The organism is Winslowiella toletana, assembly GCF_017875465.1.
GTDB lineage: Bacteria > Pseudomonadota > Gammaproteobacteria > Enterobacterales > Enterobacteriaceae > Erwinia > Erwinia toletana.
This window is the reverse complement of sequence record NZ_JAGGMQ010000001.1, coordinates 2,853,116-2,865,647: the sequence shown is the minus strand read 5'-3', so window position 1 is coordinate 2,865,647 and position 12,532 is coordinate 2,853,116. Positions and strand designations below refer to the sequence as shown.

Sequence of the window (12,532 nt, the reverse complement as noted above, 5' to 3'; positions counted from 1 at the left end):
TAATTATCCGCCCTTTACGGAGCCTTCATGAGCAGTCTGGCCACCACCCTGAATCTGTTATCCCACCCGATTAGCGACAAGCAGTACATTGCCGGCTGTAAGCGACAGCTCGACCAGAGCGGCGCACTGGTGCTGCGGGATTTTCTTACTGCCGAAGCCCTGCAGTCGATTAAGCAGGAAGGTGACGCCAACAGCCATCGGGCGTTTTATGCCAGCAACAGTCACAATGTTTATCTGAGTCAGCCCGATAGCAGTCTGCCCGCTGACCATGCGCGTAACCGTCAGGTGGTGTCGTCAAAAGGCTGTATTACTGATGAAGAGATCCCCGCCGATTCGCCACTGCGCGCGCTGTATAACGCCGGGCTGTTTAAACAGTTTCTGTGCGGCGTGCTGGGCGAACAACAACTCTATCCCTATGCCGATTCACTCTCATCGATCAATCTGCACTATGCGCATAACGGCCAGGAGCTGGGCTGGCACTTTGATAACTCCTCATTTGCCATCACTCTGCTGATCCAGAAGCCACAGGACGGAGGAGTGTTTGAGTATGTCAGCAACCTGCGCGATGCCGACCGCGGCGAGATGAATTTCGCCGGGGTACAGCAGGTGCTGGAGGGGGAACGGACGCCAGAAAAGCTGGTGATTGCACCGGGCGATCTGGTGCTGTTTCGTGGGCGTAACGCCCTGCATCGCGTCACGCCGACCGAGGGCGATACCACCCGGATGCTGGTGGTGCTGGCTTACAATGCCCGGCCGGATATCGCCCTGTCAGAGACCGCCAGAATGACCTTTTACGGCCGTCTGTAAAGCATGCAGTGGCTGCTTGTGCCGTTCATGCGGATTACTCTGGCTTACGGTATATATCAAAGGTGAAATACTTCTTCGCCAGTTTGTCGTAGGTGCCGTTTTTGTGCAGTTCCGCCAGCGCGCTGTTGATCATCTGGCGGTGCTGCTCATCGTCTTTACGCAAGCCGATGCCAACGCCCTCGCCAAACCATTTATCATCATAAAGCGCCTTGCCACTGATGGCGAAATCCTGACCCTGTGGCGATTTCAGGAAACCGGTGGCCGCTGACGCCGCGTTGGTAAAAGTGGCGTCGACGCGCCCCGAGGCCAGGTCGGGATAAATCTCTTCCTGATTTGGATAAGAAACCACCTGAATGCCTTTTGGCGCCCACAAACTCTGGGCGTAAGACTCCTGGGTGGTGCCTTGCGCCACCCCGATCACCTTGCCTTTCAGCGTGGCGATATCCGGGCTTAATCCACTATTTTTACGGGTAATCAGCGCGCTTGGGGTGATATACAGTCGGTCGCTAAACGCGACCTGTTCACGACGTTTATCGGTCATCGACATCGCCGACAGAATGGCGTCAAATTTACGCGCTTTTAACGCCGGGATAATGCCGTCATAACCGGTCTGCACCCAGACGCATTTCACCTGCAGCTGCTGACAGATGGCGTTGCCCATATCGATATCAAAACCCTGCAATGATCCGTCGGCGGCTTTCGATTCAAACGGTGGGAAAGTGGGATCGACACCAAAACGTAGCTGCGTTTCAGCAAAGGCAGCGTGACTGACGGTGGTCAGCGCCAGCAAAACAGAGAGCGCGATTTTTTTCATAAACTATTTCCCGGAAAATAAGCCAGATAGCGATCGATTATTTATTCAAATTAATAACATAGTTGCCTGTTTTTTGGCAGCGCTCAATACGTGATAATCCCTCCGCCGCTACTGCTGTTTTTTTAATCAGCCAATCGATTGCGCTTAAATACGACATTTTTGTGACAAAGATCACAAAACCTCTGAATCATAATGAAACAAACTTTGACAAATGTGAGCAATATCTATTTTCTATTCCTCTGTTGCAGGCACGATGCGCGGGCACTTTTTCAGGCGTTGGATCTGTTTTGTGACGACGGAAATCACCCTCCTGCCATGCAGGGGCAACATAACAAGACCATCAATGTTGCAAAACCGAATGGTCATTAAGCATGTGGTAATAAAATGAAAATAAAAATGTTGATGGCGGCAGGCACACTGATGGCGATGTCATACAGTGTCTCAGCAATGGCAGAGAGCAATAGCCCGGAGTATGTTTCCGACTGGTGGCATCAGAGCGTTAACGTGGTGGGCAGCTATCACACGCGCTTTGGACCGCAGCTGAATAACGATGTCTATCTTGAATACGAAGCCTTTGCGCATAAAGACTGGTTCGATTTTTATGGTTATATCGACGTACCAAAAGTGTTTGGCGTGGGTAATGGCAATGATACCGGCGCGTGGGACGATGGTTCACCGTTCTTTATGGAAATCGAGCCGCGCTTCTCGATTGATAAACTGACCAATACCGATCTCAGCTTCGGCCCGTTCAAAGAGTGGTACTTTGCTAACAACTATATCTACGATATGGGTGACAACAAAGCCAGCCGCCAGAACACCTGGTATATGGGTCTGGGCACCGATATCGACACCCATACCAAAATGGCGCTGTCAGCGAATATCTATGCAAAATATCAGTGGGAAAACTACGGCGCCGCCAACGAAGACAGCTGGGACGGCTATCGCTTTAAAATTAAATACTTCCTGCCGCTGACTCAGCTGTGGGGCGGTAATCTGAGCTATGTTGGCTTTACCAACTTTGACTTCGGTTCCGAGCTGCGGGATAAAGCCGGGGATGCGCGCACCAATAACTCCATCGCCTCCAGCCATATCCTCTCGCTGGGCTACGATCACTGGCACTACTCGGTAGTGGCGCGTTACTTCCATAACGGCGGCCAGTGGGCTGACGGCACCGAACTGGACTTTGGCAAAGGGCCATTTGAAGTGAAATCTACTGGCTGGGGTTACTACCTGGTGGTCGGTTATAACTTCTGATTCTGCCACAATACGGGAGCCGATAGCGGCTCCCGTGCACAAGGTCATCATCTTATTTCATCGGCTTCTCAACATTCACCATCCACGGAATGCCGAATTTATCAGTCAGCATACCAAAGCCTTTGGCCCAGAAGGTCTCCTGCCACGGCATGGTGACATTGCCGTCGGCCGCCAGATTATCAAACCAGCTTTTTCCCTCGTTGACATCCTTGCCCGCCAGGCTGATAGCAAAGCCAGCATGCTGCTGCTGAGTGCTGGACATGTCGCCATCACTTAGCATGATTTCACTGTTACCCACTTTTAGCTGGGCATGCATAATTTTGTCCGGCGGAAACTGATAAGCGGAGGCACAACCCTCTTGCTGTTGCTGCTCTGCCGGCATTTCGCCAAAGGTCATTTTAAACAGTAATTCAGCGCCAACGGCCTGCTGATAAAAGGCGATCGCCTCTTCACAGCGACCATTAAAAAACAGATAGGGATTCACTTGCATAGCTGACTCCTTAACAATGGGCGATCACTCAGCGCAAAGTGTAGTCAGCCCCGGCGGATTAAAATGGGCGTCACTCCGCACAATGGGCCGATAACCGGCCCGCACGCTGACTCAGGCCGACTGCGCAATCTGCGGATCCAGAATCCATTCAGCGCTGTCATTCCACACATCCATATGCGTAATTTTGCCTGCCCGCACTTCGTAGCGATCAAGATAGCGATTACCGGCAAAACGGCGTCCGTCTGGCCACTCGCCATACAATGTGCCGTTGGCGTACACCACTACGCAGTCGCCGCGATCCATCCAGTCAAACTGGCCTAACGCCTTTTTCACCCACTTATAGCGCCCGCCGTTAAAGGCGGTAATCGCCTGCGGATCGGCCATTACTCGCTTGCCGGTAAAAGTGATATTTACCGCTGGCGTCATAAAAGTGGCGGCCAGTACCGGGTCCGGTGCCATGGATGCGGCGAGAAACTCGCGCACGATTTGTACTGCAGGATGCTCAGCGTTCATCACGCACCTCATTGAATTATTGCTGTTTAAGTTGCCCCTTTTCGGCGCAGTAAGCACCAAAATGGCGCATAACGCCCCGCTTCCCTCAGTGCAAAAAGTGAGTAAAAAAGCGGCTCGCGGTAGAAATAACAAACTGGCACCGTAATTGCTAGAAATAAAATCAAAATAGCTAGCAATCCACGAGGTGTGAAAATGAACAAGATAATAACTTCAGGTAAGTGGCTTAGTGCCATCGCAGTGACCTTCTGCGCCGCACTCTCTTTTAACGCTTTCGCCGCAGAGCCGATTAAAGTCGGACTGGTGGCGGCGCTGTCCGGGCAATCCGCGAAGTCAGGAGAAGCACTGACACGCGGGCTGACGATTGCGATTAACGAAATCAACGCCGCCGGTGGCGTTAAAGGCCGTCCGCTGGCGCTGGTGCGGCGTGATGATGAAAGTAACCCCGGCAAAGGAATGCTGGCGGCGCGTGAGCTGATTCAGCGTGAGAAAGTGGCGCTGCTGTTTGGCGGACTCGATACGCCGGTGTCGCTGGCGATTGTACCGCTGACCAATCAGCTGAAAACGCCGTTTATGGGTATCTGGGCCGCAGGCACCGGCATCACCCATAACGGCGCTAAAGAGAACTACGCCTTCCGCGTCTCGGCGGTGGATGAGCTGGTGGATGAAGCACTGGTCAACTACGGCATCAGCAAAATCGGCATGAAAAAACCGGGCATGATTCTGGTGAACAATCCCTGGGGCGAATCCAATGAAAAAGGTTTTCGCGCCGCGCTGGCCAGACGCCAGATGGCGATTGCCGGTGCCGAGCGTATCGAAGACAGCGATGTCGATCTGGTGCCGCAGTTAACCCGTCTGAAAAACGCCGGTGCCGATGCGCTGCTGATGGTTGGCAATGTTGGCCCGTCGGCGCAGGTAGTGAAATCGCTGCATAAAATGGGCTGGCAGGTGCCGGTGGTTTCCCATTGGGGTCCGGCGGGCGGTCGCTTTAGCGAACTGGCCGGTCCGGGCGCCGATCGGGTGACTTTTATTCAGACCTTCCTGTTTACCGATCACAACTCCGCAAACGGCGAGCGGGTGCTCGCTGAGCTGAAAAAGCAGTACCCGCAGATCAAAACGCTGGCCGATGTCACTCCGGCGGTCGGTATCGCTAACGCCTATGACGCGATGCACCTTGCCGCGCTGGCCATGGAGAAAGCGGACAGCCTGGACGGTAATGCCATCCGCGACGGTTTTTATCAGATCGGCAGCTATGACGGCCTGATCAAACAGTACCAGCACCCCTTTACGCCACAGCAGCATGATGCGCTGGGGCCGGATGATTACGTCTTCGCCCATTTTGTGGGTGAGCAGATCATGCCGGTTAAGCCGTAATCCGCCACCTACAGGAGTGATGCCATGTGGAGTACCGCCCTTTCAACCGGCCTGAGCCTCGGCAGCATGTATGCGCTGCTGGCGCTGGGGTTTCATATCACCTGGATCGTCTCGCGCACGGTTAACTTTGCGCAGGGCAGCGCAATGATGGTCGGCGCGACGGTCGGTTACTCGCTGATCGTCACCTTTGGCTGGCCGCTGCTGCTGGCAATCCCGATGACACTGGTGATCTGTGCGCTGTTTGGTCTGCTGATTGAACGGCTGCTGATCCGGCCATTTCACAGCAAAGGCTCTGATGCCTGGCTGATGGCGACGGTGGCGGGCGGCATTCTGGTGGATAACATCGCTATGTTTACCTTCGGCAAAGAGCCGCGTCAGTTTCCGGTAACCGATATCAGTTTCACCCTGTTCGGCCAGACGCTGGGGCTGTTCAGCCTGCTGATCCCGCTTAGCGGTCTGGTGATGGTACTGCTGCTGACGCTGGTGCGCCGTTACAGCACGCTGGGCAAGGTGCTGGAAGCCTGCGTGCAAAATCCGCGCGCCGCGCGCCTGATGGGCATCCGCGTCAGCTATGCCATCGCCGCCGCCTTTGCGGTGTCGACGGTATTTGCCGGTATCGCCGGAATGCTGATTGCGCCGTTATTTAATATCAACAGCGATATGGGCACCCTGTTTGGCCTGAAAGCCTTTGCGGTGGCGATCCTCGGCGGTCTCTCCAGCGCCAGCGGCATCTATGTCGCGGGGCTGCTGTTTGGCCTCGCGGAAGCACTGATTACCCTGTGGTTTGGCTCGGCATTTACGCAAATCTTCACCTTCTCGCTGGTGATTCTGGCATTAGCACTGCGGCCTGACGGCCTGTTCGGCAAAAAAGTAAGGGTAAAAGTGTGATGAGAAATCTGCCATACAATCAGGCGGCGCTGCTGTTGCTCGGGCTGGTCAGCATTATGCTGCCGTTCTGGCTTGGCAGTTATGCACTGCTGGTGATGTCGCTGTGTGCGCTGGCGGTCGTGGTGGCGGTTGGCCTGAATATTTTGCTGGGACTGAGCGGGCAGATCTCTTTTGGTCATATCGCCTTTTATGCCATTGGCGCCTACCTCTCCGCCGGTCTGACAATGGCCGGACTGCCACTGGGGGTGGCGATGGTGGTCGCCGCGCTGGCCGCAGGCGCGCTGGGTGCGCTGCTGGCGATCCCGGCGTTACGCGTCAGCGGCCCGTGGCTGGCGATGATCACGATTGCCTTTGCGCTGGTGGTGCGCCATGTGCTGATTGAGTGGCGCGATGTCACCGGCGGCTCCAACGGCCTGATGGGCATTCCGATGCCTGAATTTGGCGGTCTCGATCCGGCAATTGGTCTGGCGGTGTGCAGTGCGCTGCTGATGCTGGCGGCACTGCTGTTTTACGCCCGGCTGCATGGCAGTCAGTGGGGACTGGCGATGCGCGCGGTAAAATCCAGTGAAATTGCCGCCCGCTCGCTCGGTTTTAATCCCACGCAAAGCAAAACCCTCGCCTTTGCACTGTCAGCGCTGCTGACCAGCGCCGCCGGTGCGCTGGTAGCGCCGTTGATGATGTTTATTAATCCGGACTCCTTTCCCTTTTCGCAGTCGATTCTGTTTGTGCTGGCGGTGGTAATTGGCGGCAGCGGCACGCTGTTAGGCCCGGTGCTGGGCGCACTACTGATTGTGGTGTTGCCGGAGCTGCTGGCCACCTTCGCCGAATATCGCCTGCTGATCTTCTCCCTGCTGCTGCTGTGTGTGTTATGGCTGGCGCCAAAAGGGGTGTTAGGCACGCTGGCGCGCTGGTTTGCCCGTCCGCAGCCGCTGTATGCACCAGCAGAAGCGGATGACGCCTGCCTGCGGGCGCACTTTCAGCCACGCAGCAGTCAGCGCCTTACCGTCAGCGATATTGGCATCCGCTTTGGCGGTGTGCAGGCAGCGCAAGGCGTCAGCTTTAATGTAGAGCCAGGTGCGATTTTAGGGCTGATTGGCCCGAATGGCGCGGGCAAAACCACGGTGCTGAATATGATTAGCGGCTTCTATCAGGCTGACAGCGGTGAAATCCGCATGCAGGAAAATCTGCGCGGCCAGCCGGCATGGAAAATCGCCCGCGCCGGGATTGCGCGCACCTACCAGACCACTCAGCTGTTTGGTGAACTGAGCGTGCTGGAGAATCTGCTGGTGGCGCTGCAACAGGGACGAATGGGACGGCCCTGGCGGCGCGCCAGCGAACAGCAGCAACAGCTGGCATTGTCGCTGCTGGCGCTGGTCGGTTTTCGCGGTTCGGTGACTACCCCGGCTGACGATCTGCCGCATGTCGATCGCCGTCTGGTGGAGATCGCCCGCGCGCTGGCAATTAACCCGGCGATTTTATTGCTGGATGAACCCGCCGCCGGACTGAGCCGCGAAGAAACCGATAATCTCACCGGGCTGTTTAAACAGCTGGCCAGTTTTGGTCTGGCGATTGTGCTGGTGGAACATGATATGACGCTGGTGATGTCGGTATGTCAGCATTTGCAGGTGCTGGACGCCGGTAAACCGCTGGCATGGGGCAAACCGGCGGCGATTCAGCGTAACCCGCAGGTGATTGCCGCCTACCTGGGCGGTACCGATTATCGCGCCCAGCCACGTCGCCAGCCGCTGGCACGCAGCCATGAACCGATTCTGGTGCTGCACGAACTGACGCTGGATTACGGCGCAGCGCCAGTGGTACAGCAGGTCAGCCTGACGGTAAATCCGGGCGAAACGGTGGCGATCCTCGGCGCGAATGGTGCCGGTAAATCGAGCATTATGAACTGCCTGGCGGGTCTGCATCCGGCGCGATCCGGCAATATCTATCTGAATGACGTCGCTATTCATCAGGCTGACGCCAGCCAGATCGCCAGCATGGGGCTGGCGCTGGTGCCAGAGGGGCGCCAGGTATTTGGTCAGCTGTCGGTGCTGGATAATCTGCTGCTGGGCAGCTACTCCTGTCAGGATCGCCGCGCAACCAGCGGCAATATCGACGCGGTATTGCGCCGTTTTCCGCGCCTGCGTGAACGTCTGCATAATCCTGCCGGACTGCTCTCCGGTGGTGAACAGCAGATGGTGGCGATTGGGCGCGGTCTAATGTCGCAGCCAAAAATTCTGCTGCTGGATGAACCGAGCCTTGGACTGTCGCCGGTGATGATTGGCGAGCTGTACGATGCGCTCGCCAGCCTGCGCGATGATGGCGTCACCCTGTTGCTGGTCGATCAGATGGCGAATCTGGCACTGGAAATTGCCGACCGCGCCTTTGTGATGGAATCAGGGCGCATCGTCAATCAGGGCGATGCCCGTCAGTTGCAGAACGAGGGTGGATTAGTCGCCGCTTATTTAGGAGGAACGCACTGATGACAAGGCTGACCCTGTTGAATGCACGCCTGCCGGACTCGGCGGCGCTGCACACCCTCTGTATCGAAGCGGGCCGCTTTGTTACGCAATTCAGTGACCCTGCGGCGACCAGCGCCTTCCGCGACTTAGGCGGTAAACTGGTGTTGCCGGGCCTGATTGAGACCCATATCCACCTCGATAAAGCCTGCATTATGCCGCGCTGCCAGCTGCAGGAAGGGACACTGGCGGAAGCGATCAGCCAGACTCGCAACGCCAAAGCGCACTTTGATGAACAGGATATTTATCAGCGCGGCGCACAGATTATTGAAAAAGCGATTATGCAGGGCACCTGCTGGATGCGCACCCATGTCGAGATCGACCCACAAATCGGTCTGACCGGTTTTGAAGCGATTAAACGGTTGAAAGCCGACTATGCCTGGGCGCTTGATCTCAGTATCTGCGTGTTTCCGCAGGAGGGTATGCTGAATAACCCCGGCACCGAAGAATTACTGTGCCGCGCACTGGCACAAGGCGCCGATCTGCTGGGCGGCTGCCCCTATACCGACAGCGATGCGCGCGGCCAGATTGAGCGGCTGTTTACGCTGGCCAGTCAGTGGGATGTTGATCTCGATTTTCATCTTGATTTCGATCTGCAACCCGAAGCACGGATGATTGACTGTGTTATTGAGCAGACCCGGCGCTGGCAGATGGCCGGACGGGTTACCGTCGGCCACGTCACTAAGCTGTCGATTCTGGATAAAACCGAGCTGACCAAACTGGCGCACGCGCTGGCGACGGCAGGCGTGCAGGTCACCGCGCTGCCCGCCACCGATCTGTTTCTTAGCGCGCGCGATTGTTTTGCGCTTAAGCCGCGCGGCGTGGCGCCGCTGGCGACCCTCGACAGCTGCGGCGTCACCTGCTCGCTTTCCAGCAATAATATTGGCAATCCGTTTACCCCCTTTGGTGATGCTTCGCTGGTGCGCCAGGCCAATCTGCTCGCCAATATCAGCCAGCTGGGCACGCCTGCCGATATGCTGCGTTGTCTGGCGTGGATCTCCACCGCCTCCGCACGCCTGATGCGGCTGAAGGATTACGGTTTAGCGCCCGGCTGTCACGCTGATTTTGTGGTGTTTGATGTGGCGAGCGCCAGTGATGTGGTGGCGGAAATTGCGCCGCCGCTGATGGGGTTTAAAGCCGGACGTCAGACCTTTGAACGTCCGGCAGCGCGCCTGCTGACTTAACCGGTTAACAGCGCCTGACGCAGATTCAGCTGGTCGGGCGCGGCATCAGCCAGATCCAGCTGCTGTTCCAGCTCATTCAGGTGTTCCGTCATAATCGACTGCGCCAGCGCCGTATCGCCGGCTTTCAGCGCGGTGATAATGGCGGCATGCTCAGCGCACTGGCAGGAGGGAATATCATTGCGCTGGTAGAGCGCCACAATCAGCGAACTACGCACCATCAGATTGGCCAGAATTTCACTCAGCACCTTATTGCCGCTGGCGGTGGCCAGCAGCAGATGAAACTGACTCAGTTCGCGGACAATATCGCGTCGGTCTTCGCGCTCACTGGCCACCTTCTCCGCATGCTGCTGGGCGTTAAATTCGCTCTGATATTGCGTCATCGCTTCCGGGGTAATACAGGCGACAATCGCGCTTTCAATCGCCCGGCGTGCGATAAATACTTCGCGTGCCTCCAGCGCTTCCGGCTGCGCCACCATCGCGCCGCGGTTCGGTTCGATAGTGACAATATGCTGCAACGCCATACGTTGTAGCGCGGCCTGCACGTGGTTGCGGTTGGCCTGCAGCACCTCAACTATCTGTGCTTCCACCAGACGCATGCCCGGCTTCAGGCGATGCTGAGCAATCGCAATGGATAACGCATCAACAATGCGCTGAACTTCCCGCTGCTTCGCTGTCGCGACTTTACTCATCCCTTACCTCAACTGGCGGCTGACTACACTCGCCTTATCATAACATCCGTTAATCGCCGGACGAATAACTTCCCGGTGAGCTTTATCTGGCTTTTACGCTCAGCGGCTGCGCCAGATAAGCCCCCATCGGCGTCAGTGCGGTGTCGCGGCGCTGAATCAGAAAAAAGGTCGCCTTCGGCAGTGGCTGATCGAGATCCAGCGCGACTAACGGGTTGCCGGGAATCGGGGCGGAAATCACATCAACTGACAAAATCGCTCTGCGCCCTGTGTGCTGATATTCCCTTATCCGCTGGTTTGCTTCGCCGTCTGGATCCTGTTGTTGCTGACGTGGAATGCACGGACTCTGCCGAGAGGATCGGGGGGATATCCGCAAATGCCGGGGGGATTTTTTTATGGGCGATGGTGACACCAACCGTAAATGTAAACAATGATCAAAATTGAAAAATATAACTGGCGAATCAAATAATTTTATTTATTCTTTTTATTTAACCGCTTTTTAATCCAAAATCAATAGTCCACAATCAAGGCCAAAATAAACAAACCAATTGACTGAATAGCATACTCTTCCCAATAGCTAACCGCGAAGATAGCAAATATCATAATCAGAACTGCCGGGATGTATCCGGTAAGTTCCCAGATGATACCCTCTCTTAAAATCTCAAAAACCTGACAATCATCATATTAACCTCATCAATCCTTCGCCAAATTCTTTATCTGTTCTTATAAATGGACTAAAATAATTGTTTCTTGCAATAACAGGTTCAACAATACCCAACACAAATCGCTTATCTTCATTTTTGAGATTCTGGCAGACATCCTGATAATTATCAGTCAGGCAGGATATATACCAGGTTAGCCGCGTAAAGGCATCAGCGAACATGTTCCCCTGTATCACCATTTGCTCTCCAACCCCACCAAGAGCACGTTCCAGCCGCAAAGCAATATATCTGTCTGCTTCCAGTGATGTGATGATTTGACGGTTACTGTACGCCATCCTGGCGACTCCTTAACTCCATTTTTCAACAGATAATGCCATAGTTTCAAGCTTAGGAAAAAGTCGCCGGCATCAATCGGCAAAATCTTTGACAACTACAGCGGCATCCTGCGATGCCGCTATTTTTTTGGTTATGCCACCAGCTGACGGACAAAATCTGCGATCTGTTTATCCTGACAGTTTTCAAAGAAGCACTGCTGGAAACGCTGGCCGCTGACTGCGGTTTTCACCAGCTCAGGATCTATCGCCCGCAGAGTATCGAGATAGTTCTCTTTCACCACCGCCGCTTTAACCTGATTCAGAATACCGGCGTTACGCACCTGTGGCACTTTGCGCTCCTGCGGATAGCCCTGGCCAGTTTCACCGGTAAAGGCTTTCTCAAAGATAAAACGCAGGTTCAGTTCAGCGCCCCAGCCAAAGCCTTTGGCAAACGGCAGCGCCAGCGCATTACCATTGTTAATTTGCGCAAACAGGAAGGCGTCCGCCGGATCGATACAGTAACCACAGATCACCCCCGGATGGATATTCAGTGACATCAGCGCGCCCTGCCCGGTGCCGCAACCGGTAATAACAAAATCCACCGCTTTCGCGTTCAGCAGAATACTGGCCATAATGCCGAGATGAATATAAGTCAGATGGTGATCCTGTTCATCACTCATGCCGACGTTGTAAACCGGGTAGTCTTTGCTGGCGGCCACCTGCTGCAGCTCTTTCAATACCACGGCGTTTTTACCCGCCTGACTGTTCTCCATCATCAGTGCAATTTTCATGGTTCTCCCCTTTACTTCATTGGCTAAGGAACAGAGGGTGGTTGTCACCACCAGATTTATGAAACATTGTTTCATTTTTATCTGCGAATGTCTCTGACCCTGGTAAAATTCTGCGCCATTTATTGTGACCCTGCTCGCAAATCCTTCGGTTGCCGCTCGGCAGCTGACGTGAAAAGGATATGCTTGCCTTAATTATGAAACAACGTTTCAATAAAAAATCATAGCCTGTCTGATAAGGAGAAGAG

General features: G+C 55.0%; 13 protein-coding genes. 6 read left to right on the top strand and 7 right to left on the bottom strand.

Annotated elements, in window-relative coordinates:
* The first annotated feature begins 27 nt into the window (after positions 1-27).
* Positions 28-807 (top strand): HalD/BesD family halogenase, encoded by a 780-nt coding sequence (locus J2125_RS13250; RefSeq protein ID WP_017798988.1) that lies wholly within the window; start codon positions 28-30, stop codon positions 805-807.
* Positions 808-841: 34 nt separating this feature from the next.
* On the opposite strand, the gene J2125_RS13245 is transcribed toward J2125_RS13250, so the two are convergent.
* Positions 842-1,621, bottom strand: a complete 780-nt coding sequence (locus J2125_RS13245) for an ABC transporter substrate-binding protein (protein WP_017798989.1) — start codon at positions 1,619-1,621, stop codon at positions 842-844.
* Between the two features lie 384 nt (positions 1,622-2,005).
* On the opposite strand from J2125_RS13245, the gene J2125_RS13240 reads away from it, so the two are divergent.
* On the top strand, positions 2,006-2,875 hold the full coding sequence (locus tag J2125_RS13240; RefSeq protein WP_026111420.1) for a nucleoside-specific channel-forming protein Tsx: 870 nt from the start codon (positions 2,006-2,008) through the stop codon (positions 2,873-2,875).
* A gap of 52 nt (positions 2,876-2,927) precedes the next feature.
* Here J2125_RS13240 and yjdN read toward each other — a convergent pair whose 3' ends face one another.
* Positions 2,928-3,365, bottom strand: a complete 438-nt coding sequence (gene yjdN / locus J2125_RS13235) for a VOC family metalloprotein YjdN (protein ID WP_017798991.1) — start codon at positions 3,363-3,365, stop codon at positions 2,928-2,930.
* A 111-nt stretch (positions 3,366-3,476) separates the two neighbouring features.
* Positions 3,477-3,878 carry a nuclear transport factor 2-like protein gene (locus tag J2125_RS13230; RefSeq protein WP_017798992.1) on the bottom strand — a complete coding sequence of 134 codons (402 nt, stop codon included), beginning with the start codon at positions 3,876-3,878 and terminating at the stop codon, positions 3,477-3,479.
* A 192-nt stretch (positions 3,879-4,070) separates the two neighbouring features.
* On the opposite strand from J2125_RS13230, the gene J2125_RS13225 reads away from it, so the two are divergent.
* Genes J2125_RS13225 through J2125_RS13210 form a run of 4 tightly spaced genes read left to right on the top strand, consistent with a single transcriptional unit; the run spans position 4,071 to position 9,834 of the window.
* Positions 4,071-5,249 (top strand): ABC transporter substrate-binding protein, encoded by a 1,179-nt coding sequence (locus tag J2125_RS13225; protein ID WP_040462163.1) that lies wholly within the window; start codon positions 4,071-4,073, stop codon positions 5,247-5,249.
* Positions 5,250-5,273: 24 nt separating this feature from the next.
* Positions 5,274-6,137 (top strand): branched-chain amino acid ABC transporter permease, encoded by an 864-nt coding sequence (locus J2125_RS13220; protein ID WP_017798994.1) that lies wholly within the window; start codon positions 5,274-5,276, stop codon positions 6,135-6,137.
* Positions 6,137-8,614, top strand: coding sequence for a branched-chain amino acid ABC transporter ATP-binding protein/permease (locus J2125_RS13215; protein WP_017798995.1), 2,478 nt, complete (start codon positions 6,137-6,139; stop codon positions 8,612-8,614). Before J2125_RS13220 ends, J2125_RS13215 begins: the two co-directional genes overlap by 1 nt.
* On the top strand, positions 8,614-9,834 hold the full coding sequence (locus J2125_RS13210; RefSeq protein WP_017798996.1) for an amidohydrolase family protein: 1,221 nt from the start codon (positions 8,614-8,616) through the stop codon (positions 9,832-9,834). Before J2125_RS13215 ends, J2125_RS13210 begins: the two co-directional genes overlap by 1 nt.
* Here J2125_RS13210 and J2125_RS13205 read toward each other — a convergent pair.
* The 4 genes from J2125_RS13205 to J2125_RS13190 all read right to left on the bottom strand — a co-directional run bounded on the left by J2125_RS13205 (position 9,831) and on the right by J2125_RS13190 (position 12,287).
* Positions 9,831-10,523: a GntR family transcriptional regulator gene (locus J2125_RS13205; protein ID WP_017798997.1), complete on the bottom strand. Its 693-nt coding sequence runs from the start codon at positions 10,521-10,523 to the stop codon at positions 9,831-9,833. The two genes, J2125_RS13210 and J2125_RS13205, sit on opposite strands and share 4 nt — an antisense overlap.
* 82 nt (positions 10,524-10,605) lie before the next feature.
* A complete protein-coding gene (locus J2125_RS13200) occupies positions 10,606-10,773 on the bottom strand; it encodes a hypothetical protein (protein ID WP_017798998.1) in 168 nt (55 codons plus the stop codon).
* A 426-nt stretch (positions 10,774-11,199) separates the two neighbouring features.
* Complete coding sequence (locus tag J2125_RS13195) at positions 11,200-11,517, bottom strand: hypothetical protein (protein WP_017798999.1); 318 nt, start codon at positions 11,515-11,517, stop codon at positions 11,200-11,202.
* A 131-nt stretch (positions 11,518-11,648) separates the two neighbouring features.
* On the bottom strand, positions 11,649-12,287 hold the full coding sequence (locus J2125_RS13190) for an RpiB/LacA/LacB family sugar-phosphate isomerase (RefSeq protein ID WP_017799000.1): 639 nt from the start codon (positions 12,285-12,287) through the stop codon (positions 11,649-11,651).
* Positions 12,288-12,532: the final 245 nt, after the last annotated feature.